This window comes from Streptomyces sp. BV286, assembly GCF_019090165.1.
In the GTDB taxonomy this organism is placed as follows: Bacteria; Actinomycetota; Actinomycetes; order Streptomycetales; family Streptomycetaceae; genus Streptomyces.
Genome location: NZ_JAHRIB010000106.1, coordinates 42,038 through 63,161 on the forward strand (window position 1 = coordinate 42,038; position 21,124 = coordinate 63,161).

The window sequence follows — 21,124 nt, forward strand, 5'->3', positions numbered from 1 at the left end:
TACCGGTCCCAAGCCGTGCACCGTGACAGACGTTCCTCGACCAGTCGAAAAGGACCAGGTCAGGGTCGGTTCGATCCACAGTGCTCAAGCGAGGGCATGCCCCTGGTGACGGGCAGGAGGCAGCTAACAGGCAGCGCAAAGGGTCAGTGTAGCCACTAGGCCCACTGATGTCCAGTGCGGGTTTTTGAAGACCCTCGTTGTTCTCAACCCCTGCTGCAAGCCACGCCCTCGATGCACATCGATACTGCCCTCTTCGCCACCGATCCATGCCTCGGATCCGGATCGTTGTGACGACGCGTCCTGAGAATTGCGCGCTGCGTGCGGTTCGTCAAGGCCCCCCATGCCCGAACCGGGTGCTGCCATCGTCACTTGCAACCCGTCCTGCAACCTGTCTCGCTGCCCGTCACAGGGCGGCCGGAGGCACGAACGAAGATCACCATACTCGTCGCCACCGACAGTTCAAGGCAGTCGCCGCACGGCCCCCTCGAACGCCGAAGAGCGACCACCCAGTTGGGTGATCGCTCTTCGGTGCGTCAGCGTTACAGCGCTACGAAAGCGGCTGCACACGGCCCGCAGGAGTCCTGGCGGACTCGTCGGGTCACTTGACCTCGACGGAGGCGCCGGCGCCCTTGAGGGACTCGGCAGCCTTCTCGGCGGCAGCCTTGTCGACCTTCTCGAGAACGGGCTTCGGGGCGCCGTCCACGAGGTCCTTGGCCTCCTTGAGACCCAGCGAGGTCAGCTCACGCACGACCTTGATGACCTGGATCTTCTTCTCGCCGGCACCCGTGAGGATGACGTCGAACTCGTCCTGCTCGGCCTCGGCCTCGGCCGGGGCGGCAGCGGCGGCGGGGCCGGCGGCGACCGCGGCGGCGGCGGTGACGTCGAACTTCTCCTCGAAGGCCTTCACGAACTCGGAGAGCTCGATGAGGGTGAGGGACTCGAACTGCGCGAGCAGCTCTTCCTGGGACAGCTTCGCCATGATGGCGTCCTTCCACTAATTCGGCAGGTGCCGGATGTACTGGTGAGGCGGGCGTACGTTCGGCCCGCTACGACCGTCGCCTGGGGCGGCGGTCAATGCGCGAGCCGAGTTACTCGGCACCGCCCTGCTCGTCGAGCTTGACGCGAAGCGCCTCCGCGGTGCGGACGAACTTCGACGGAAGCGCCTGGAAGAGCTGCGCAGCCTGAGTCTGCTTGCCCTTCATGGCACCCGCCAGCTTGGCGAGCAGAACCTCGCGGGACTCGAGGTCCGCAAGCTTCTTGATCTCGTCGGCGGACAGCGCCTTACCGTCAAGGACACCGCCCTTGATGACGAGGTTGGGGTTGTCCTTGGCGAAGTCACGAAGACCCTTCGCCGACGTCACCGGGTCACCGGTGATGAAGGCAACCGCCGTCGGACCGTTGAACAGGTCGTCGAGCGTAGAGATCCCGGCCTCGTTGGCCGCGATCTTGGTCAGCGTGTTCTTCACCACGGCGTACTGGGCGTCTTCACCGAGCGAACGACGCAGCGTCTTGAGCTGCGCCACGGTGAGACCCCGGTACTCGGTCAGCACAGCGGCGTTCGAGCTGCGGAACTGGTCCGCGAGCTCGGCTACCGCGGCAGCCTTGTCGGGCCTTGCCATAAGCGTGGCCTCCTTCCGGGTGATGAGGACCGCTCAGAAGGAGACTGGGAAAACGAAACGCCCCGGCGCAGGCGCACGGGGCGTGACTCGACCGAACGGATCCGCACGAAGTGCGGGAGTGTCCGGGAGCTCATCCACAGTCACCTGCGCGGGTCGTCCGCAATCCAGCGGATCCTTCGGTCACCGATTCCTCTTGCGAGAACACGGCAACGACCAGCGGTCTTTGGCTTCTGTGGAAGGTTACGTGAACGGGGCACTGTCAAGCAAATCCGTGCGGCGGCCGTCTTCCTGCCCGGGCCGACGCGGATGTCAGCTCTCGATGTCGCCCATCATCTCGGCCAGGTCCATGGTGTCCTTGGCGGGCGGCGCGGTGACCTTCACGGGCTTGTTGTAGTCGATGAAGGTGATCACCATGTCGAGCTTGCCCTTGTCGGCGTCGCCCTTCATGCGGAACTGCTTCGTGCGGTCCTCGCCGTCGACCCACATGTCCATCGTGAGCTCGTCGACGCCCATCTTCTCGTACTGCTCAAGGCTCTTCTCGCGCTGCTCGCGCGTGGCCTTGCTCTCGTCCTTCAGGGACTTGCGGAACTGGTCGAGGGTGACCGTGCCCTGGTAGTGCGTGGTCTCGACGCCGTCGATCTTCTCGGAGCCGACCTTCCGCACGTCCTTCGAACCGGTGAGGAAGGTGGACTCCTGGGCCGGGTTCTTGTCGGCCGCTCCCGCACCCGGGGCCGAGCCGCCCATCGCGTCCTCGCCGAGCGCGGACAGGTCGAACTTGATCCAGCTCTTGCCGTCCATCTCCTTGGCCGCCGCGGCGCCCCCGCCTATGTACATGGCCTTGTCGACCAGGCGGATCTCCGCGGTGCCGTCCTTGCCCTGGTCGAGGGCGGTCATCTTCATGCTCATGGCGACGTCGGGCTTCATCCGCATCTGGGCCTCGGCCTGGACGCGCCCCTCCTCCGGAGTCGTGCCCTTCATCCGGTAGCTGAGGGAGGTGATGTCCTCCGTGTTCTTCGCCGCCTTGGCCACGGCCGCGGCGGGCGTCATCTTCGGCGATGACTCGCCGGCGCCTTTGTCCTTGGCGCCGGAGTCCTCCGAACAGCCGGCCACACCCCCGCCGAGGACGAGTACGGCGAGCGCCGCGCCCGTCGCCCTGTGACGTACGGATCCGCGTACAGAAAGCTTCATGGTTCCCCCCTAGGAACAGATGAACGACTCACAGACAGGGCGCGAGCGTATCCCAGGGGAACCCAGGCGGTCCTCCGAGTTGTCATGGGGCCTGTGTGACGCCTGTGACGACTCGGAGGGTTCTCAGGCCGCCGGCTGCGTCTGCATCAGGTCCTTGAAGTCGGCGGTGTCGGCCGCCGGGGGCTCCTCCGTGGAGACCTTCACGCCGTAGTCGCTGTAGTACGCCGTCGAGGACATCGAGCCGGTCGCCAGCTCGCCCTTCTCGACCTTCTTGACCAGCAGGTCCTCGTCGTTCACCCAGATGTCGATCTTCTCGGTGGTCACCCCGGCCTGCTCCAGCTGGCGCTTCATGTCGGCCAGCTGCTTCTCGCTGAGGTTCGAGCTCTTGCCCGCGAGGTCCGCGACGTCGACCGTGCCCGAGTAGTGCGTGGTGTTCTCGCCTCGCACGTTCTCCTCGCCGACCTTCCGGACGTCCCCGGAGGCCAGCAGGAGCTTCACCGACTGGTTCGGTGTGGTGTTCTGCATCTGGTCCTTCATGTACGCGCCCGATCCGCCGGCGAGGTCCGCCAGGTCGTCGTACGCGTACTTGATCCAGTGCTTGCCGCCGGACTGCTCGGCGAACTTGTCGCCCATCTTCGCGTAGTAGGCGTCCGGCAGGTAGCGGGCCTCCATGGAGGTCGTGCCCATCTGGCGCATCTGGTCGGCCATCGTGCCGCCGGTGTACGTGATCGTCAGGTTGCCGGTGAGGCCGTCGGCCCAGCCGAGGGCGCCGTCCGCCTCCATCGACATCAGCGTGCCCATGGTCGTGGTGGACTCGACCTTGGCGGAGTCCGCCTTGTCGGTGCTCTTCTCCACGGTGCGCAGCGCCGCGATCGGATTGACCTGGGCCTTGGCCTTGCCGGCCGACTTGCCGTCCTCCCCCGAGCCCCCGCCGGAGTCCGAGCCGCTACAGGCCGCGGCTCCGGTCAGAGCGGCGGCCACCGCTATCGAGACGGTCACGCGGCGCGCGGTCGTGGTCTTCATTTGTCCCCCTATGCGATTCCTGTGCCCCGCACGCTAGCGCAGGCCACCGACACCCGGCCCGGAAACGGAGCCCGGACAGAAAGAGACGGGCCCCGCACCTCGAAAGGTTGCGGGGCCCGTCCTGGAATCGCGTCGCGACGCGGCTGCCGGGTGAGCGTCAGGCTCAGACGGCGGCCGGGTCCTCCTCGACGAGGAGGTTGCGGGTGCGGTTCGAGTCGACCGGAATGCCGGGGCCGATCGTGGTGCTGATGGAGGCCTTCTTGATGTAACGGCCCTTGGCGGCCGACGGCTTCAGACGAAGGATCTCGTCGAGCGCGGCGCCGTAGTTCTCCACCAGCTGGGTGTCGTCGAAGGACACCTTGCCGATGATGAAGTGCAGGTTCGAGTGCTTGTCGACGCGGAACTCGATCTTGCCGCCCTTGATCTCGGTCACGGCCTTGGCCACGTCCGGGGTCACGGTGCCGGTCTTCGGGTTCGGCATGAGACCACGCGGGCCGAGGACACGGCCCAGGCGGCCGACCTTGCCCATGAGGTCGGGGGTGGCGACGACGGCGTCGAAGTCCAGACGCCCCTTCGCCACCTCGTCGATGAGCTCGTCGGAGCCGACGATGTCGGCGCCCGCGGCGGTCGCGGCCTCGGCACGGTCACCGGTCGCGAAGACCAGGACCCGGGCGGTCTTACCGGTGCCGTGCGGGAGGTTCACGGTGCCACGGACCATCTGGTCGGCCTTGCGCGGGTCGACACCCAGACGGAAGGCGACCTCGACGGTGCCGTCGAACTTGGACGTGGAGGTCTCCTTGGCGAGACGGACGGCCTCGAGCGGGGCGTACTGCTTCTCCCGGTCGATCTTGGCGTCCGAAGCGCGGAGAGACTTGCTGCGCTTGCTCACTACTGCTCCTGTGTGTTCTGAGGAGGCGTGGTGCGGGCCGAGCAGGCCCTGCCACGGTGTTCTACAGGGGTGGTGGGGGTCAGCCCTCGACCGTGATGCCCATGGAACGGGCGGTGCCGGCGATGATCTTCGACGCGGCGTCCAGGTCGTTCGCGTTGAGGTCGGGCATCTTGGTGGTGGCGATCTCGCGGACCTGCGCCTGGGTGATCTTGGCGACCTTGGTCTTGTGCGGCTCGCCGGAGCCCTTCTCGACACCAGCGGCCTTGAGGATCATCTTCGCGGCCGGCGGGGTCTTGGTGATGAAGGTGAAGGAGCGGTCTTCGTAGACCGTGATCTCCACCGGGATGACCCAGCCACGCTGCGACTCGGTCGCGGCGTTGTAGGCCTTGCAGAACTCCATGATGTTGACGCCGTGCTGGCCCAGTGCGGGGCCGACCGGCGGAGCCGGGTTGGCCGCACCGGCCTGGATCTGGAGCTTGATGAGCCCCGTGACCTTCTTCTTCTTGGGAGGCATTGCTCTCTCCGGGTCCTAGTGAGAGTTTCCAGCCGCCATTCCGGATCATCCGGACGGAGGCATACCGCACAACGATAACGGGTATCTGTGCGCGGCCAAAAACCGAGCAGGTCAGACGGGCTGCGAGAGCCTGTCTGACCTGGTCGGAGGCATACGGTCCGAAAGAACGTCAGTTCTTCTGGATCTGGTCGAAGCTCAGCTCGACCGGGGTCTCGCGGCCGAAGATCTCGACGAGGCCCTTGACCTTCTTCGAGTCGGCGTTGATCTCGTTGATGGTCGCCTGCAGCGTGGCGAACGGGCCGTCGGTGACGGTGACCGAGTCGCCCACCTCGAAGTCCAGCACCTGGACCTCGAGCTTGCGGGACGGAGCCGGCTTGCCCTCGGCCTCGGCGGCCTCGCGGGCGGCCTTCTCCTCGGCCTCGGGAGCGAGCATCTTGACGATCTCGTCCAGCGTCAGCGGGTACGGGTCGTAGGCGTTGCCCACGAAGCCGGTGACACCGGGAGTGTTGCGGACGACGCCCCAGGACTCGTTCGTCAGGTCCATGCGCACCAGCACGTAGCCGGGGAGCTTGTTCTGCTTGACGGTCTTGCGCTCGCCGTTCTTGATCTGCGCGACCTCTTCCTGCGGCACCTCGGCCGCGAAGATGAAGTCCTCGACGTTCAGGGAGACGGCGCGCTGCTCGAGGTTGGTCTTCACGCGGTTCTCGTAACCGGCGTACGTGTGGATGACGTACCACTCGCCGGGCAGCGTGCGGAGCTCCTCGCGGAGGGCGGTCACGGGGTCGACCGGCTCGGTCTCCTCCTCGGCTTCCGCTTCCTCTGCCTCTTCGCCTTCTTCGCCGTCGGTCTCGTCGGAGACCGGCTCGTCGGCGGCGTCCTCGTCGGCTTCGAGCTCCTCGCCGGACTCGTCCTCGACGTGCAGGGCAGCCTCTTCGGCGGCGTCGTCCGCGGCGGCGTCGGCAGCCTCGACCTGGTCCTCGACGTCCGCGCCCTCGACGATGTCGAGTTCGTCGTCACGGGACTCGACCGACTCGACGGCATCGTTCAGGTTCGGGTCAGACACGGTGGCTGCTTCTTCCTGGATCATGGGGGTGGAACACGCGAAAGCGGGCGCCGGGTACGGCGCCCTTCGCGCTTGGCCTAGCCGAAGACGTACTTGGCGGCCTTGTCGAGTCCGAAGTCAATCACAGTCACCAGACCGATCATGATGACAACGAACACAATCACCACTGTGGTGTACGTCGTCAGCTGATTGCGGGTCGGCCAGACGACCTTGCGGAGTTCCGCGACGATCTGGCGGTAGAAGAGAGCGAGGCGCTTCAGCGGGCCCTTCTTGGCACGCTTACCGCCCTTGCGGCCCTTCTTCTGGGACTCCGGCGCCTCATCCTGGGCATCAGGCATGTCGATGGAGCCCACGGCGTCCGTCACTCGTCCTCACCTGATTCCGGGTCGTGGCCGTGCCGCGCCCGGTATGAGCCGCACGGCGGTGCAATGCAGTACGTACATGCGCACACATCCTGGCGAAAGGAGTGTGTAGCAGGGCCGGAGGGACTTGAACCCCCAACCGCTGGTTTTGGAGACCAGTGCTCTACCAATTGAGCTACGACCCTTTGCTTCCCTCACAACGTACCGCATCCGCCCGGGTGCTCGGTGTGCACCGGGAGAGCGCGGCCGGTGAAGGCCAACGAGGTGAGAGTGTACGTGGTCGGCGGCCGGTCGTCGAACAGAAAGTGTCCGTACGGACTTTGTGCGTGCTCGCCCCGGGCCCCGTCCGGCGCTGCTCAGTCTGTGAAACCGGTGTGCCGGGGAGGTTTCCGGTCTGGAACGATGGGCCCATGAGCGCTGCAACCCCTCCCACCGAGCGCCGGGTCTCCGCCCGGATCGGTGCGATCTCCGAGTCCGCCACCCTCGCCGTGGACGCCAAGGCCAAGGCCCTCAAGGCCGCGGGACGTCCGGTGATCGGCTTCGGCGCCGGTGAGCCCGACTTCCCGACGCCTGACTACATCGTCGAGGCCGCCATCGAGGCCTGCAAGAACCCGAAGTACCACCGCTACACGCCGGCCGGCGGCCTTCCCGAGCTGAAGGCGGCGATCGTCGCCAAGACGCTGCGCGACTCCGGCTACGAGGTGGACGCCTCCCAGGTCCTGGTGACCAACGGCGGCAAGCAGGCCATCTACGAGGCGTTCGCCGCGATCCTCGACCCGGGCGACGAGGTCATCGTCCCGGCCCCGTACTGGACGACGTACCCCGAGTCGATCCGTCTGGCCGGCGGTGTCCCGGTCGACGTCGTCGCGGACGAGACCACCGGCTACCGCGTCTCGGTCGAGCAGCTGGAGGCCGCCCGTACGGAGAAGACGAAGGTCGTCCTCTTCGTGTCGCCGTCCAACCCGACGGGCGCGGTCTACAGCGCCGAGGACACCGAGGCGATCGGCCGCTGGGCCGTCGAGCACGGCCTGTGGGTGATGACGGACGAGATCTACGAGCACCTCGTCTACGGGGACGCGAAGTTCACCTCGCTGCCGGCGGTCCTGCCGGAGCTGCGGGACAAGTGCATCGTGGTCAACGGCGTCGCGAAGACGTACGCGATGACCGGCTGGCGGGTCGGGTGGATCATCGGCCCCAAGGACGTCGTCAAGGCGGCCGCGAACCTGCAGTCGCACGCCACCTCGAACGTCGCCAACGTCTCCCAGATCGCCGCGCTGGCCGCCGTCTCCGGCGACCTGGAGGCCGTGGCGACGATGCGCGAGTCCTTCGACCGCCGCCGCAGGACGATCGTGCGGATGCTGAACGAGATCGACGGCGTGCTCTGCCCCGAGCCCGAGGGCGCCTTCTACGCGTACCCCTCGGTGAAGGCCCTTCTCGGCAAGGAGATCCGCGGCAGGCGCCCGCAGGACTCCGTCGAGCTGGCCGCCCTGATCCTGGAGGAGGCCGAGGTCGCGGTCGTCCCGGGCGAGGCCTTCGGCACGCCGGGCTACCTGCGGCTCTCGTACGCGCTGGGTGACGAGGACCTCGTCGAGGGCGTCTCGCGGATCCAGAAGCTGCTGGCCGAGGCCACGGACTGACCTGCTCAGCCTGACCGATCGGCGGGCCGCCTCCCTCTGGGGGGCGGCCCGCTTCTTCGTCTCTTCGTGCGAGCAAGACCACGTTCAGGGAAAGCGCTACCGATACGGGAGCGGCGTACGGCAGGATCCTGGAATGGAGCACGTACGTGATGTCTCTGAGCTGCCCAAAGCCCATCTGCATCTGCACTTCACCGGATCGATGCGGCACACCACCCTGCTGGAACTGGCCGACAAGCACGGGATCCATCTGCCCGACGCGTTGACCAGCGCGGAGCCTCCCAAGCTGCGGGCGACGGACGAGCGCGGCTGGTTCCGCTTCCAGCGGCTGTACGACGCGGCGCGGTCGTGTCTCAGAGACGCGGAGGACATTCAGCGGCTCGTCCGTGAGGCCGCCGAGGAGGACATCAAGGACGGCTCGGGCTGGCTGGAGATCCAGGTCGACCCGACGTCGTACGCGCCGCGCCTGGGCGGCCTGATCCCCGCCCTGGAGGTCATTCTGGACGCGGTGGACACGACCGCGCGCGAGACCGGGCTCGGCATGCGGGTCCTGGTGGCCGCGAACCGGATGAAGCACCCGCTGGACGCCCGCACGCTGGCCCGGCTGGCCGTGCGCTACGCGGACCGCGGCATCGTCGGTTTCGGGCTCTCCAACGACGAGCGCCGGGGCATGGCCCGGGACTTCGACCGGGCCTTCGCCATCGCCCGGGAGGGCGGGCTGCTGGCGGCGCCGCACGGCGGTGAACTCACGGGCCCGGCGTCCGTACGCGACTGCCTGGACGACCTGCACGCCTCGCGCATCGGGCACGGGGTGCGGGCGGCCGAGGACCCGCGGCTGCTGAAGCGGCTCGCGGACCGGGGCATCACCTGTGAGGTCTGCCCGGCGTCGAACGTCGCCCTCGGGGTGTACGAGAAGCCGGAGGACGTCCCCCTGCGCACGCTGTTCGAGGCGGGCGTTCCCATGGCGCTCGGTGCGGACGACCCGCTGCTGTTCGGCTCGCGGCTGGCCGCCCAGTACGACATCGCGCGCCGCCACCACGGGTTCACGGACGCCGAACTGGCCGAGCTGGCACGGCAGTCGGTACGGGGCTCGGCGGCCCCGCACGACGTCAGGGAGAAGCTGCTGTCCGGGATCGACGACTGGCTGACCGCCCCGGTTGCCTGAAGTGGTCGTAGGGCGGATACGCCTGGAAGCCGATGTCCAGCTCCGCCCCTCGCCCCAAGGTCAGGGGCAGGTGCGTGGAGAGCGAGGTGACCAGCACGTCCTGCCCCTCGGCGGCCCTCTTGCCGAGCGGGCCGAAGCCTGCCGCCAGCTCCAGGTGCACGGACGCCGAGGCGAAGGTGTCCCGGGCGCCGAAGAGGAACAGTGTCCGGGCGTGGACGGCGGGCTGGATCCGGTCGACCCGGTCGAGGTGGTCCCAGCGCTGGTCCCAGCGGGCCTGCCAGTCGGCGGCGTGGCGCGCGGTACGCCGCTCGTCGGTGCGGACGGTGGCCGGGGTGCCCCGGGCTGCCCCGCGGCGCAGGGCCGGCCAGGAGGAGGGCCGCAGGCCGAGCGACTGGTGGACGAGGACCAGATCGACCGGCACGCCGGGCGCGAACGTCCGGGGGACCCCTTCCCGCAGCGGGACATGGACGACGGTGTGCGGGGAGTACGCGGCGAACGAGAACAGTGCGGCGAGGCGGGACAGCCCGTCGTGGTCCCCGACCAGATAGCCCCAGTCCCGCATGGGGTCGCTGAGGGTGGTTCGTCGCAGCGCCGGGCGCGGCCGGACGACCCGGAACGCGTACCGGCCGGCTCTCGGCCTGGACTCGCTGACCCTCAGCCGCACGGGAGATGCCTCATGGGCTCAGGGTGATCGCCCGGCGCGGGCCCGGCAAGCGAATATCCCGCCGCCGCGCCGGGGGCGACGGGTCTCGGGGCGGCGGTCTCAGAGGCTGACGCCCACGGTCACCGGTTCGTTGACGAGGGTGATCCCGAAGGCGGCGTGGACTCCGGCGACGACTTCGCGGGCGAGGTCGAGGAGGTCCTCCGTGGTGGCCTCGCCGCGGTTGGTGAGGGCCAGGGTGTGCTTGCCGGAGATGCGGGCGGGGCCGGAGCCGTACCCCTTGGTGAAGCCGGACTTGTCGATCAGCCAGGCCGCGGAGGTCTTGGTGTGCTTGTCGCCCGCGGGGTAGGCGGGCGGGGTCACGCCGTCGCCCAGACGCTCCGCCACGCGCGCGTGGAACGCGGCGAACTCCTCGTGCGTGAGGATCGGGTTGGTGAAGAACGAGCCGGCCGACCAGGTGTCGTGGTCCTCGGGGTCGAGCACCATGCCCTTGCCCGCGCGTAGCTTCAGGACGGTCTCGCGGGCCGCGTCCAGGGGCACGCGGTCGCCGGTTCCGACCCCGAGCGCACGGGCCGTCTCGGCGTACTTGACGGGTGCGGACAGCCCGGCGGCGTCCTCCAGCTCGAAGCGGACGCGCAGCACGACGAAGCGCTCGGGGTCGCTCTTGAAGCGGCTGTGCCGGTACGAGAACGCGCACTCGGCGCTCGGAATCGTGACCGTCTCGCGGCTCCTCCGGTCGTATGCGACCACTTCGGTGATCGTCGACGACACTTCCTGGCCGTACGCGCCCACGTTCTGGATCGGGGTCGCGCCCGCGGAGCCGGGGATCCCGGCGAGGCACTCGATGCCCGCGAGGCCCGCCTCGACGGTTCGGGCGACCGCGTCGGTCCACACCTCGCCGGCGGCCAGTTCCAGGCTCGTGCCGTCGAGCGCGACGCCGCGGGTGGCGATGCGCAGGGCGGTGCCCGGGAAGCCCTTGTCGCCGATGACCAGGTTGGATCCGCCGCCGATCAGCAGCAGCGGCGTACCGGAGTCGTCGGCCTCGCGGACAGCGGCGACCACCTCGGCGTCGGTCGTCGCGGTGATCAGCCGGGCGGCGGGGCCACCGAGCCGGAAGGTGGTCAGCGGGGCGAGGGGAGCGTCGTGGAGTTCCTGCACGTGCCCAGAGTACGAGAACGGCCCCACCGGTCGGGGCGGGGCCGTTCTCGACGGGCTCTGCGGGCGCGGCGGACCTTGCGGGGCGCCCGCCGGGTACCGGCGTCCGGATCACAGGCGGCGGAGCGCCTCCGGCCAGTCCAGCGGGAGTTCGTCCGCCTTCACCGTCCAGCTCACGAACTTCGCGTCCCGCATCTGGGGGCCGAGGCCACGGGCGGTCGGCGCGTGGGTGCCGGAACGGGAGAAGGCCTTGAGCGCGGCGGGCGACTCCCAGGCGGACAGGGTCCAGAAGGTCCGCCGCAGAGGTGCTGCCTTCAGTGTGGCTCCGTACGCGCCGGGCGCCCTGCTCACCTGCCGCCAGACGGCCGGCGTCCTGGCGAAGAACTTCAGTGCGCCCCAGAGGGTGCGGGTCTCGAAGCGGGAGGCGAAGACGTGCACCTCCGCGCCCTGCGGCGGTGTGTTCGGCACGGTCCAGGGGAGGGTGGGCACGGCCGGTCTCCTTTCGGTCGGAATTCCGGGCTCATGGGGAGTGGATCGCAGGTGGCTCGCCGTGTCCGGGCTCGCACTCGGATACGCGTTCGTATCCGAGTCCGGGCCCGGATCTGCCCGACTGCGGAGCCGGTTCGGACCGTTTCCGCAGTCGGGCTCGCGGATTCAGCTCGACACCGTCTCCAGCACCCGCTCCGGCGCCTCCACGCCCTCCTCCGGCGCTGTCCTGCCCCGGCGACCCGGCATGCAGAGCGCCGCCGCACCCGCCACGGCCACCGCGGCGGAGCCGACCCACAGGGCCGGCCGGAGGCCGTCCACGAAGGTCTGCGGAGTCTCGTAGCCGCCCTGGGCGGCGAAGATCGAGGCCATCACCGCGATACCGAGCGCCCCGCCGACCTCGCGCAGCGCGTTGTTGGCACCGGACGCGATTCCCTGCTCCTGCTGCAGGACGCTGGACATGACCAGGCTGGAGGCGGGAGCGAAGAAGAGGGACATGCCGATTCCGCTGATGATCAGGGCGGGAAGCTGCGCGGTGTACGAGGTGTCGGACTCGACCACGAGGGCGAACCAGCCGAGTCCGACGGCCTGCAGGAACAGGCCCACGGCGACGACGGGCCGGCCGCCGATCCGGTCGGAGAGATAGCCCGCGATGGGCGCGACGATCATCGGCATACCGGTCCACGGCAGCATCCGCAGTCCCGCCTCGGTGGGCGAGTAGCCGAGCACGCCCTGCATGTACTGGCTGAGCAGGAAGATCGAGCCGAACATCCCTAGGAACATCAGCAGGCTCGCCGCGTTGATCCCGGCGAAGGCGCGGTTCCGGAAGAGCCTCATCGGCAGCATCGGGTTCTTGGCGTGCACCCCGTGGAGTACGAAGCCGACGAGGAGGGCCGTCCCTCCGATCAGAGCCAGCAGGATCACCCCGTCGGTCCAGCCGACGACGGGGGCGCGGACCAGTCCGTACACGATCCCGAAGAGGCCGCCGCTGGCGAGCAGGGTGCCGCGGATGTCGAGCGGGGCGCCGGAACCGAACGACTCCGACAGACGCATCCGGGCCAGCGGCAGCAGGGCGAGGCCCAGCGGAACGTTCAGCCAGAAGATCCACTGCCAGGAGAGGTGTTCGGTGAGGCTGCCTCCGATGAGCGGCCCCGAGGCGACCGCGAGACCGTTGACGGCACCCCAGATCCCGTACGCCATCCCGCGCTTGGCGGCCGGTACGGCGGCCGTGAGCAGGGTCAGCGTCAGCGGCATCATGATGGCCGCGCCGACGCCCTGGACGGCGCGGGCGGCGATCAGTGAGTCGATGCCGGGCGCCATGGCCGCGGCGGCGGACGCTCCGGTGAACACGGCGATGCCGACGATGAAGAGCCGGCGGCGGCCGAACCGGTCGCCGAGGGCCGCGCCGAACATCAGCAGTACGGCGAAGGTGAGCGTGTAGGCGCTCACGGTCCATTCCAGGTCGTCGAGTCCGCCTCCGAAGTCCTCACGGATCGAGGGCAGGGCGGTGGTGACGACGAGGTTGTCCAGGGCCGCCATGAATCCGGCGACGCTGGTGATGACGAGGGCCCAGACGGCTCCCCCGCGACGTTCCTTCTGCTGTGACATCGCTCCCCCAGCGGGTGATCGCTACCGTTGATTAGTTATTGATGACTAACTTTTGCGGTCATGAAAGTGCGGTTCTCTCCGCCGCACTCGCTCCGGCGTTCCTGTTCAGTGCTCGAGCCGTCCCTTGCTCCGGGCCGAGGGGTAGAGCCCCTCCCACACCCGGTGCTGGGGATCGAAGCCCATGGCCACCAGGCAGTTGATGAGCATCCCGTAGGCCATGAAGGTCGTGGTGTCGTTCGCGTCGGCGCCGAGCGGCAGGTGGACGGTGTCCCACAGCCGCATCCAGCCGGCCCGTACTGTCTCGCCGAGCTCGTGGTCGCCCGCCTGCTCGGCGGCCGCCACCGCGACGTACATCTGCATCTGCATCAGCAGCCGCTCGGGCTCCTCGGCGATGACCTTGGTGTAGGCGTCCGCCATGGAGTGCAGGGCCTCTTCGCCCTCCAGGCCCTTGGCGGCCTCCTCGAACGTGAGCCTGGAGTTCTCGAGGGAACGCTCGGCCGCCGCGAGGAAGATCGCCTTCTTGTCGGGGAAGAGCCGGAAGAGATACGGCTGTGAGACGCCCACCCGCTTGGCGATCGCCTCGGTGGACGTGCCGTTGTAGCCGCCCCGCGCGAACTCGCTCATCGCGGCGCGAATGACGCTCTCGCGCCTCTCTTCAGCACTCATCCTGACCATGCGACCAAGTTAGTACTCAATCACTAACTAAGTCAAGCGGGTGGGGACAGGGGGATGCGGAAGCGGGCGAGGACCGCCACAGGTAAGGGGCGTCCGCAATGGCGGACGCCCCTTACCTGTGCTTCCGCGGATGCGGCTCTCGGGCGGTCAGGCCAGTCGCACGACGGCCCGGGACATGCCGAGCACCTTCTGGCCCGCGCTCATCGCGACGAGGTCGACGCGCACGGTGTTGTCGTCGAGCTTGGCCGCGACCTTGCCGCTGACCTCGATCGTGGCTCCCTCGTCGTCGTTCGGGACGACGACGGGCTTCGTGAAGCGGACGCCGTACTCGACCACCGCGCCGGGGTCGCCGATCCAGTCGGTGACGACCCGGATCGCTTCGGCCATGGTGAACATGCCGTGCGCGATGACGTCAGGCAGGCCGACGTCCTTGGCGAACTTCTCGTTCCAGTGGATCGGGTTGAAGTCCCCCGAGGCGCCCGCGTACTGGACGAGCGTGGCGCGGGTCACGCCGAAGCTCTGGGCCGGCAGCTCGGTGCCGACCTCGACGTCGTCGTACGAGATCTTCGCGGTCATCTGTTCAGGCCCCCTCGGCCGCGCGGGACACGAGCTTGGTCCAGGCGGTCACCACGTGCTCGCCCGCCTCGTCGTGGACCTCGCCGCGGATGTCCAGGATGTCGTTGCCCGCCAGCGACTTGATCGCCTCGATGGTGGACGTGACCGTGAGCCGGTCTCCCGCGCGCACCGGGCGGCGGTGGACGAACTTCTGGTCGCCGTGCACGACCCGGCTGTAGTCGAGACCCAGCTGCGGGTCCCGGACGACCTGTCCCGCGGCCTTGAAGGTGATCGAGAACACGAAGGTCGGCGGGGCGATCACGTCGGGGTGGCCGTGGGCCTTGGCGGCCTCCGGGTCCGTGTAGACGGGGTTGAGGTCCCCCACCGCCTCCGCGAACTCACGGATCTTCTCCCTGCCGACCTCGTACGGGTCGGTGGGCGGGTAGGACCGCCCCACGAAGGACTGGTCGAGCGCCATCGGCTCGGCACCTCCTGGTTCGCAGCTGGTGTTAACGACGCGAGGCCGCCCCCCAACCACAGGGGACGGCCTCGTGTACGAGCCTGAAATTATCGCGTTTCGCGGTGCGCGGTGTGCGCGTTGCAACGCGGGCAGTGCTTTTTCATCTCCAGTCGGTCCGGGTTGTTACGCCGGTTCTTCTTGGTGATGTAGTTCCGCTCCTTGCACTCCACGCAGGCCAGCGTGATCTTCGGGCGGACGTCGGTGGCAGCCACTGGAGTGCTCCTTGACGAACGGATGGGACATGGACTAACGCATGAAAGAGTAGCCGATCGAAGGACCGACCCCACAATCGGCTACTGTCAGTAGCGGTGACCGGACTTGAACCGGTGACACAGCGATTATGAGCCGCTTGCTCTACCGACTGAGCTACACCGCTGTGATGTGATCAGTTCCCGTCTTGCGACGGGAACCTCCCACACCGGAGCCCCAATACGGAATCGAACCGTAGACCTTCTCCTTACCATGGAGACGCTCTACCGACTGAGCTATTGGGGCGAGCGATGAAGACATTACACGCTCGGCCGCCGATCGCCCAAATCCGTTTCGTGGCACCTGCCCCGGCCCGTTCCAGGGCGCTCTCGGGCCGTTCCGCACGCCCCTCGGGCACGACGGACCACACCGGTACGACTATTTCGCTCCTCCTCGATGCGCGCCGGTCGCCACCCTAGGCTCGACTCACGCTGCGTGATCTTGTGTCCCCTCCTGCGCAGCCGCCGCCGAGCCCCAGGAGCGCGATGCCCGACAGCCAGCCGCAGCCGCCGCACTCCTCCTCGTCCTCGTCGGGCTCCGCGAGTTCGTCCGGCCGGAGCGGCAGCTCCGAGCTGCTGCTCTGCGGTGCGCGGCTCACCGACGGCCGGACCGTGGACGTGCGGCTGGCCGACGGGCGTATCGAGGCGGTCGGCACGGCCGGCAGCCTCACCGCGCACACCGCGCGCGTGGACCTGTCCGGCTACCTGCTCCTGCCGGCCCCGGCCGAGCCCCACGCCCACGGCGACACGGCCCTGTCGGCCGACGGCGAGGGCCCGGCCTCGTACGAGGGTCACGAGGTCCAGCGCCGTACGACCGAGGCCGCTCTCCTCCAACTCGGGCACGGCGCGACCGCCCTTCGGTCGCACGTGCGCGTGGGCGATGTGCAGGGGCTGGGCTCGATGGCGGCGGTCCTCCAGGCGCGGCGCGCGCTGCGGGGGCTGGCGGAGCTGACGGTCGTGGCGATGCCCCGGGTGCTGACCGGGCTCGCGGGGGCCGACGGGCTGGCGATGCTGCGGGACGCGGTGAAGATGGGCGCCTCCGTAGTGGGTGGTTGTCCAGATCTGGACCCCGACCCGACCGGGTATGTGGAGGCGGTTCTGGAGGTCGCCTCGGAGCAGGGCTGCCCCGTCGATCTGCACACGGACGGTGACGATCCCGCGCGGCTGGCACGGCTCGCGGCGATGGCGGGCGGGCTGCGGTCCCGGGTGACACTCGGTCCCTGTGGAGGGCTCGGGCGGCTGCCCTCGGAGGTGGCCTCGCGCTCGGCGGACCAGCTCGCCGCGGCCGGGGTGGCCGTCGTCTGCCTGCCCCAGGGCGGCTGTTCGGGTGTGGACCGCCGCGGGACGGCTCCGGTACGGCTGCTGCGGGCGGCCGGGGTACGGGTCGCGGCCGGGAGCGGCGCTCTCAGGGACGTGTCGAACCCCGTCGGGCGGGGGGATCCGTTGGAGGCGGCGTATCTGCTGGCCTCGCGGTACGGGCTGCGGGCCGCTGACGCGTACGACGCGGTGAGTTCGTCGGCGCGTGCGGTGCTCGGGCTGCCGGAGGTGCGTGTGGAGGCCGGATTCCCGGCGGAGTTGCTCGCGGTGCGCGGGGACCGGCTCGACGGTGCCCTGTCGCTGGCGTACAGCCGGATCGTCGTGCACCGGGGGCGCGTGGTGGCGCGGACGAGCGCGGTGCGGGAGTACTGCAACTCGGCGGCGGCCGTTGCGCTGGACCTGCCGCGCCAGGGGCGGACGGGCGAGTCGTCGTGAGGGCGGGCCGGAGGAGTTGGCGGGTGGGGAACCGGTAGGCGAGGCGCCGGTGGACGACACACACACGCACGCGTGGCGGGATCCGGTAGACGACACACACACGCGCGCGTGGAGGGATTCCGTGGCCAACACCCCTCCACACGCGCGTGGAGGGGTGTTGGCCCCGTCACGCGCGTGTGTTGCCGTCATCGTGAGTCCGTGTGCCGAGGTGACCGGCGGCAGGGCTCGGTCTGTCAGAAACCGCTCAGCAGGCCGCTGGTGAAGGGGTTGCCCGGGCCGCCGAACTCGTCCGCGGGCATCTTCGTGGCGCCGGACGGGGCACTGATGTCGTCCGCCTCGCCAAACTTGACCACCAGGGGAAGCCTGGCGCCCTTCGCGTCTTCCGCGAGGGCTGCGAGGTCGACGGAGATGCGGGTCAGATCACCGTTCTTCAGAGAGAAGTCGACGGCGACCTTCTTGTCCGGAGCGTCCTTCAAGTCCTTGTCGGTGGGCAGTTCGGTGCCCGTCGGCAGGTCGTCGGCGAACGGCCGCAGCTTGTCCATGACACCGGTGAGCAGGTCGCGGAAGGAGGCCTTGGCGACGATCCGTTCGACACCGTCGCTGCCTCCCTTGTTGCTGAAGGTGACCTCGCGGGCGACGACCGACCGTACGGCCTTGAGGATCTTCTGCTGGGTCTTGGTGTCGATCTCGTCGGACCCGTCGGTTCCCGCGGACCCGCCGTCGGCCTTGTCCGAGCCGGAGGCGTCCTTCGCGGCGCGGTCGAGCTCACGGTTGTCGACCTTGACCCACTTGCCCTCAAGCACCTGCTTGAACTGCTCCTCGCCCTTGGGCAGTTCGTCGGCGGACGGCACGGGGAAGCCCATGGCGTCACCGACCGCCTTCATGTCGGCGCGGTAGTACGTGTAGTTGCCGACGAGCCGGTATTCGGCGAGGACACCGTCGGGTCCCGAGACCGCCACACCCGTACCGACGAGATCCTTCTCACCCGAGTCGGCGAGCGGCTTGCGCGACTCGACGGACACCTTGACCTTCACCTGGGTGAAGAGCTCCGCGAGCTCCGGCGGCATCTCGTCGCCGGGCTCCGCCGCTCCGGCCAACTTCGTGAGTGCGGAGGGCTTGGCGTCGAGCCCGAACTCGAAGGCCAGCGACTTCTTTTCGCCGAGCCCCTCGAAGGCCTGGTCCACCTTCTGACCGGCGGTGAGGTTCTCGACCGTGCCGCAGGCGGCCGTGCCGGCTGCCAGGACGGTGACGCAGCCGACCGCTGCGAGAGTCCCGCGTATGACAGGGCGCTTGCGGGCGGCGGGGGTCTTGCTCGTGGCGGTGATGACGGTCTCCTTATGACGCCCGACGGCGTCCCCTTCGTACAGCGTGAACGTTCATGAGACTCACGAGTTATCCACAGGGTTGTGCGGCGCGTGGGTCCATCCGGGCGTACGGTCGGAATCATGCGCATTGTCATCGCTGGAGGTCATGGTCAGATCGCGTTGCGGCTGGAGCGACTGCTCTCCGCGCGCGGTGACGAGGTGGCGGGGATCATCCGCCGAGCCGAGCAGGGCGACGATCTGCGGACGGCCGGCGCCGAGCCGGTGCTGTGCGATCTGGAGTCGGCTTCGGAGGAGGAGGTCGCCGAGCATCTGCGGGGCGCGGACGCCGCCGTCTTCGCGGCGGGCGCGGGCCCCGGCAGCGGGGTGGACCGCAAGGAGACCGTGGACCGGGGCGCCGCCGTGCTCTTCGCGGACGCGGCGGCCCGGGCCGGGGTGCGACGGCACGTGGTCGTGTCGTCGATGGGCGCGGACCCGGAGCATCCCGGGGACGACGTCTTCGACGTGTACCTGCGCGCCAAGGGCGAGGCCGACTCGTACGTACGGGCTCACCGGGGCCTCGACTGGACGATCCTGCGCCCCGGAATGCTGACGACGGACGCCGGCACGGGGCTCATCCGCCTGGAGGCCGCCACAGGCCGCGGGCCCGTTCCGCGCGACGATGTCGCCGCGGTCCTCGCGGAGCTGGTGGACACCCCGGCGACGGCCGGGCTGACCCTGGAACTGATCAGCGGTTCGACCCCGGTGTCCGTGGCCGTGAAGTCGGTGGCGGGAAACTGACGCGGGAGTAGGGGCTGGAGGAGGGCGGATGCAGGGCGGTCCGCCCTGCACGGCTCCGCTCACGAGACCCGTTCGTAAAGCCGCTCCATGAGGCCCGTTCATGAAGTCCGGCGGCGTACGGCGCCGGTTCATGGAGCCCGGCGGCGTACGAGGGCGTGCCGCGGGGGAGTATCAGAAGAGCGGAAGCTGGCCGGGGAACTCCGCCACGGCGTACCCGTCGAGGGCGGGCTGCGCCGCGCCCAGCTCCGCCTGCCTGCGCGAGCCCGGGCAGGACACGAGTTCCCCGCTCCCCCGCGCGCCCGGCGGGTCGTGCCGAGCGAACCGTCCGGCGACGACGGCGATCTCGCGACGGCACTCGGGGCAGTTTCGGCGGCGTGAGGACATGGGTCCAGCGTACGAAGAAAACGGCGGGCACCGGGGTCGGCGCACTCCGCGGCGAAGGACCGCCCGGAGCGCCGTAGACCGCCTGGAGCGGCTGACCCGGCAGCATCGCCGCGCCTGCCCCGGCGGTCCCGATTACCTGCTCGCGATGGACACCGTCCACAAGGCGTCCACGTGGCGCCCTGGGACATCCCCGGGGCCGTCGTTGGGCCGTCGCGCTGTTCGACTCTTGCCCCGATATCGCGTGCCGCCGTCGTCGGCGCATGGGGTCGCCCGAACACGAAGAAACCCTCTCTGAACTGCATAATCGCAGTTCAGAGAGGGTTTCTTCTCTCAGCGTGGCGGCGCCAGGATTCGAACCTGGGAAGGCTGAGCCGGCAGATTTACAGTCTGCTCCCTTTGGCCGCTCGGGCACACCGCCGGGGTAGCTGCCATTCGAACCGCTTTTCGGCGGCGCTCCGTGGCAACGACGTAAACGATACCCGATGCCCGGGGGTGCTTCGCCACCTGATTGATCGGTGCTCGGAGGGGAGGGGATGACTAGGCTTATGCGGATGCGGCCCGGGACCGAAGCGGGTTCGGCGGCCGCCACTACGCACCCCGATACAAGGAGCCACAGGACATGGCCGACTCCAGTTTCGACATCGTCTCGAAGGTCGAGCGGCAGGAGGTCGACAACGCCCTCAACCAGGCCGCCAAGGAGATCTCGCAGCGCTACGACTTCAAGAACGTGGGCGCCTCCATCTCCTGGTCCGGCGAGAAGATCCTGATGGAGGCGAATTCCGAGGAGCGGGTCAAGGCCATCCTCGACGTCTTCCAGTCCAAGCTGGTCAAGCGGGGCATCTCGCTGAAGGCGCTGGACGCCGGCGAGCCGCAGCTCTCCGGCAAGGAGTACAAGATCTTCTCGACGATCGAGGAGGGCATCTCCCAGGACAACGCGAAGAAGGTCGCGAAGATCATTCGCGATGAGGGTCCGAAGGGCGTGAAGGCGCAGGTGCAGGGCGACGAGCTGCGCGTCAGCTCGAAGAGCCGTGACGACCTGCAGGCCGTGCAGGCCCTGCTCAAGGGCAAGGACTTCGACTTCGCGCTGCAGTTCGTCAACTACCGGTGACGTTCCGGCTGTTCCGGCTGTTCCGGGCTGTTCCACGGACGGCCGTCGCGCGTACGGGAAAGGGCGGGCGCCCCTGGTGCCCGCCCTTTCCCGTCCCAGGCCGCAGCCGCGGCCTGGAGGGCGAGCTCACCTGCGCGAGTGGCCGAACATGATGCGGTACGCGACCAGCAGCACGAGCGAGCCGCCGATCGCGGCGGCCCAGGTGGTGCCGTCGTAGAAGTCCTTGGCGATCGGGTGGTCCAGCCAGCGTGCGGATATCCAGCCGCCGATGAACGCGCCCGCGACACCGATCAGTGTCGTACCGATGAAGCCACCGGGATCACGTCCCGGCAGCAGGAACTTGGCGATGGCGCCGGCCAGCAGCCCCAGAATGATCCAGCTGATGATGCCCATGCCGTGAACCTGCCCTTTCG

The 21,124-nt window shown here is 68.9% G+C and carries 24 protein-coding genes and 4 tRNA genes; 5 read left to right on the plus strand and 23 right to left on the minus strand.

Translation table 11 applies throughout. The features are described from left to right. Window positions 1-598: 598 nt before the first annotated feature. The 9 genes from rplL to KUF83_RS14645 form a co-directional block, all read right to left on the minus strand. The gene (rplL, locus tag KUF83_RS14605; protein WP_217455093.1) at window positions 599-979 is read right to left on the minus strand and encodes a 50S ribosomal protein L7/L12; all 381 of its coding nucleotides are present in this window, start codon (window positions 977-979) and stop codon (window positions 599-601) included. A 109-nt stretch (window positions 980-1,088) separates the two neighbouring features. Then, entirely contained in the window at window positions 1,089-1,619 is a 531-nt protein-coding gene (gene rplJ, locus KUF83_RS14610; protein WP_217455094.1) for a 50S ribosomal protein L10, read from the minus strand. A gap of 309 nt (window positions 1,620-1,928) precedes the next feature. After that, complete coding sequence (locus KUF83_RS14615; protein ID WP_217455095.1) at window positions 1,929-2,807, minus strand: DUF1396 domain-containing protein; 879 nt, start codon at window positions 2,805-2,807, stop codon at window positions 1,929-1,931. Window positions 2,808-2,930: 123 nt separating this feature from the next. Beyond that, window positions 2,931-3,830 carry a hypothetical protein gene (locus KUF83_RS14620; RefSeq protein ID WP_217455096.1) on the minus strand — a complete coding sequence of 300 codons (900 nt, stop codon included), beginning with the start codon at window positions 3,828-3,830 and terminating at the stop codon, window positions 2,931-2,933. Window positions 3,831-3,993: 163 nt separating this feature from the next. Next, entirely contained in the window at window positions 3,994-4,719 is a 726-nt protein-coding gene (gene rplA, locus KUF83_RS14625; RefSeq protein WP_217455097.1) for a 50S ribosomal protein L1, read from the minus strand. Between the two features lie 79 nt (window positions 4,720-4,798). Beyond that, window positions 4,799-5,233: a 50S ribosomal protein L11 gene (gene rplK / locus KUF83_RS14630; protein ID WP_030359033.1), complete on the minus strand. Its 435-nt coding sequence runs from the start codon at window positions 5,231-5,233 to the stop codon at window positions 4,799-4,801. Window positions 5,234-5,402: 169 nt separating this feature from the next. Then, on the minus strand, window positions 5,403-6,296 hold the full coding sequence (gene nusG, locus KUF83_RS14635) for a transcription termination/antitermination protein NusG (RefSeq protein WP_217455098.1): 894 nt from the start codon (window positions 6,294-6,296) through the stop codon (window positions 5,403-5,405). Window positions 6,297-6,373: 77 nt separating this feature from the next. Then, window positions 6,374-6,661, minus strand: a complete 288-nt coding sequence (gene secE / locus KUF83_RS14640) for a preprotein translocase subunit SecE (RefSeq protein WP_055610500.1) — start codon at window positions 6,659-6,661, stop codon at window positions 6,374-6,376. Between the two features lie 109 nt (window positions 6,662-6,770). Beyond that, window positions 6,771-6,843: transfer RNA gene (locus KUF83_RS14645), tRNA-Trp, on the minus strand. A gap of 225 nt (window positions 6,844-7,068) precedes the next feature. On the opposite strand from KUF83_RS14645, the gene KUF83_RS14650 reads away from it, so the two are divergent. Next, complete coding sequence (locus KUF83_RS14650) at window positions 7,069-8,295, plus strand: pyridoxal phosphate-dependent aminotransferase (protein WP_217455099.1); 1,227 nt, start codon at window positions 7,069-7,071, stop codon at window positions 8,293-8,295. A gap of 133 nt (window positions 8,296-8,428) precedes the next feature. Next, window positions 8,429-9,457 (plus strand): adenosine deaminase, encoded by a 1,029-nt coding sequence (locus tag KUF83_RS14655; protein ID WP_217455100.1) that lies wholly within the window; start codon window positions 8,429-8,431, stop codon window positions 9,455-9,457. Here KUF83_RS14655 and KUF83_RS14660 read toward each other — a convergent pair. The 10 genes from KUF83_RS14660 to KUF83_RS14705 form a co-directional block, all read right to left on the minus strand. Further along, the gene (locus KUF83_RS14660) at window positions 9,402-10,121 is read right to left on the minus strand and encodes a hypothetical protein (protein ID WP_217455101.1); all 720 of its coding nucleotides are present in this window, start codon (window positions 10,119-10,121) and stop codon (window positions 9,402-9,404) included. The genes KUF83_RS14655 and KUF83_RS14660 overlap by 56 nt on opposite strands. A 99-nt stretch (window positions 10,122-10,220) precedes the next feature. Next, window positions 10,221-11,276, minus strand: a complete 1,056-nt coding sequence (locus tag KUF83_RS14665) for a UDP-N-acetylmuramate dehydrogenase (protein ID WP_217455102.1) — start codon at window positions 11,274-11,276, stop codon at window positions 10,221-10,223. A 108-nt stretch (window positions 11,277-11,384) separates the two neighbouring features. Next, complete coding sequence (locus KUF83_RS14670; RefSeq protein WP_217455103.1) at window positions 11,385-11,762, minus strand: DUF3291 domain-containing protein; 378 nt, start codon at window positions 11,760-11,762, stop codon at window positions 11,385-11,387. Between the two features lie 165 nt (window positions 11,763-11,927). Next, window positions 11,928-13,367 carry an MFS transporter gene (locus KUF83_RS14675; protein WP_217455104.1) on the minus strand — a complete coding sequence of 480 codons (1,440 nt, stop codon included), beginning with the start codon at window positions 13,365-13,367 and terminating at the stop codon, window positions 11,928-11,930. A 105-nt stretch (window positions 13,368-13,472) separates the two neighbouring features. Then, on the minus strand, window positions 13,473-14,042 hold the full coding sequence (locus tag KUF83_RS14680) for a TetR/AcrR family transcriptional regulator (protein WP_217455105.1): 570 nt from the start codon (window positions 14,040-14,042) through the stop codon (window positions 13,473-13,475). A gap of 147 nt (window positions 14,043-14,189) precedes the next feature. Further along, window positions 14,190-14,618 carry a MaoC family dehydratase gene (locus KUF83_RS14685; RefSeq protein ID WP_217455106.1) on the minus strand — a complete coding sequence of 143 codons (429 nt, stop codon included), beginning with the start codon at window positions 14,616-14,618 and terminating at the stop codon, window positions 14,190-14,192. 4 nt (window positions 14,619-14,622) lie between these two features. Next, window positions 14,623-15,075 (minus strand): MaoC family dehydratase N-terminal domain-containing protein, encoded by a 453-nt coding sequence (locus KUF83_RS14690; protein WP_217455107.1) that lies wholly within the window; start codon window positions 15,073-15,075, stop codon window positions 14,623-14,625. A gap of 89 nt (window positions 15,076-15,164) precedes the next feature. Beyond that, window positions 15,165-15,329, minus strand: coding sequence for a 50S ribosomal protein L33 (gene rpmG / locus KUF83_RS14695; RefSeq protein ID WP_003948671.1), 165 nt, complete (start codon window positions 15,327-15,329; stop codon window positions 15,165-15,167). A 91-nt stretch (window positions 15,330-15,420) separates the two neighbouring features. Next, a tRNA-Met gene (locus tag KUF83_RS14700) sits at window positions 15,421-15,493 on the minus strand. 46 nt (window positions 15,494-15,539) lie between these two features. Beyond that, window positions 15,540-15,612 (minus strand) — tRNA-Thr (locus tag KUF83_RS14705). A 239-nt stretch (window positions 15,613-15,851) separates the two neighbouring features. On the opposite strand from KUF83_RS14705, the gene KUF83_RS14710 reads away from it, so the two are divergent. Continuing rightward, window positions 15,852-17,117, plus strand: coding sequence for an amidohydrolase family protein (locus tag KUF83_RS14710; protein WP_217455108.1), 1,266 nt, complete (start codon window positions 15,852-15,854; stop codon window positions 17,115-17,117). A 233-nt stretch (window positions 17,118-17,350) separates the two neighbouring features. Here the strand turns inward: KUF83_RS14710 and KUF83_RS14715 are convergent, their stop codons facing one another. Then, window positions 17,351-18,301, minus strand: a complete 951-nt coding sequence (locus KUF83_RS14715; RefSeq protein ID WP_308403000.1) for a hypothetical protein — start codon at window positions 18,299-18,301, stop codon at window positions 17,351-17,353. Between the two features lie 261 nt (window positions 18,302-18,562). On the opposite strand from KUF83_RS14715, the gene KUF83_RS14720 reads away from it, so the two are divergent. Then, window positions 18,563-19,219, plus strand: coding sequence for an NAD(P)H-binding protein (locus tag KUF83_RS14720; protein WP_217455109.1), 657 nt, complete (start codon window positions 18,563-18,565; stop codon window positions 19,217-19,219). Window positions 19,220-19,390: 171 nt separating this feature from the next. On the opposite strand, the gene KUF83_RS14725 is transcribed toward KUF83_RS14720, so the two are convergent. Together KUF83_RS14725 and KUF83_RS14730 are read right to left on the minus strand one after the other, a co-directional pair. Further along, window positions 19,391-19,603, minus strand: a complete 213-nt coding sequence (locus KUF83_RS14725) for a hypothetical protein (RefSeq protein ID WP_217455110.1) — start codon at window positions 19,601-19,603, stop codon at window positions 19,391-19,393. 336 nt (window positions 19,604-19,939) lie between these two features. Continuing rightward, window positions 19,940-20,021 (minus strand) — tRNA-Tyr (locus KUF83_RS14730). A 201-nt stretch (window positions 20,022-20,222) separates the two neighbouring features. On the opposite strand from KUF83_RS14730, the gene KUF83_RS14735 reads away from it, so the two are divergent. After that, complete coding sequence (locus tag KUF83_RS14735; RefSeq protein ID WP_217455111.1) at window positions 20,223-20,711, plus strand: YajQ family cyclic di-GMP-binding protein; 489 nt, start codon at window positions 20,223-20,225, stop codon at window positions 20,709-20,711. Between the two features lie 126 nt (window positions 20,712-20,837). On the opposite strand, the gene KUF83_RS14740 is transcribed toward KUF83_RS14735, so the two are convergent. After that, window positions 20,838-21,104, minus strand: a complete 267-nt coding sequence (locus KUF83_RS14740; protein ID WP_217455112.1) for a GlsB/YeaQ/YmgE family stress response membrane protein — start codon at window positions 21,102-21,104, stop codon at window positions 20,838-20,840. Between the last annotated feature and the right edge of the window lie 20 nt (window positions 21,105-21,124).

Coding starts and splice junctions, on each gene's coding strand:
- rplL (WP_217455093.1), bottom strand. CDS start 979: ATGGCGAAGCTGTCCCAGGAAGAGCTGCTCGCGCAGTTCGAGTCCCTC.
- rplJ (WP_217455094.1), bottom strand. CDS start 1,619: ATGGCAAGGCCCGACAAGGCTGCCGCGGTAGCCGAGCTCGCGGACCAG.
- KUF83_RS14615 (WP_217455095.1), bottom strand. CDS start 2,807: ATGAAGCTTTCTGTACGCGGATCCGTACGTCACAGGGCGACGGGCGCG.
- KUF83_RS14620 (WP_217455096.1), bottom strand. CDS start 3,830: ATGAAGACCACGACCGCGCGCCGCGTGACCGTCTCGATAGCGGTGGCC.
- rplK (WP_030359033.1), bottom strand. CDS start 5,233: ATGCCTCCCAAGAAGAAGAAGGTCACGGGGCTCATCAAGCTCCAGATC.
- KUF83_RS14650 (WP_217455099.1), top strand. CDS start 7,069: ATGAGCGCTGCAACCCCTCCCACCGAGCGCCGGGTCTCCGCCCGGATC.
- KUF83_RS14655 (WP_217455100.1), top strand. CDS start 8,429: ATGGAGCACGTACGTGATGTCTCTGAGCTGCCCAAAGCCCATCTGCAT.
- KUF83_RS14675 (WP_217455104.1), bottom strand. CDS start 13,367: ATGTCACAGCAGAAGGAACGTCGCGGGGGAGCCGTCTGGGCCCTCGTC.
- KUF83_RS14680 (WP_217455105.1), bottom strand. CDS start 14,042: ATGGTCAGGATGAGTGCTGAAGAGAGGCGCGAGAGCGTCATTCGCGCC.
- KUF83_RS14685 (WP_217455106.1), bottom strand. CDS start 14,618: ATGACCGCGAAGATCTCGTACGACGACGTCGAGGTCGGCACCGAGCTG.
- KUF83_RS14690 (WP_217455107.1), bottom strand. CDS start 15,075: ATGGCGCTCGACCAGTCCTTCGTGGGGCGGTCCTACCCGCCCACCGAC.
- KUF83_RS14710 (WP_217455108.1), top strand. CDS start 15,852: ATGCCCGACAGCCAGCCGCAGCCGCCGCACTCCTCCTCGTCCTCGTCG.
- KUF83_RS14720 (WP_217455109.1), top strand. CDS start 18,563: ATGCGCATTGTCATCGCTGGAGGTCATGGTCAGATCGCGTTGCGGCTG.
- KUF83_RS14725 (WP_217455110.1), bottom strand. CDS start 19,603: ATGTCCTCACGCCGCCGAAACTGCCCCGAGTGCCGTCGCGAGATCGCC.
- KUF83_RS14735 (WP_217455111.1), top strand. CDS start 20,223: ATGGCCGACTCCAGTTTCGACATCGTCTCGAAGGTCGAGCGGCAGGAG.
- KUF83_RS14740 (WP_217455112.1), bottom strand. CDS start 21,104: ATGGGCATCATCAGCTGGATCATTCTGGGGCTGCTGGCCGGCGCCATC.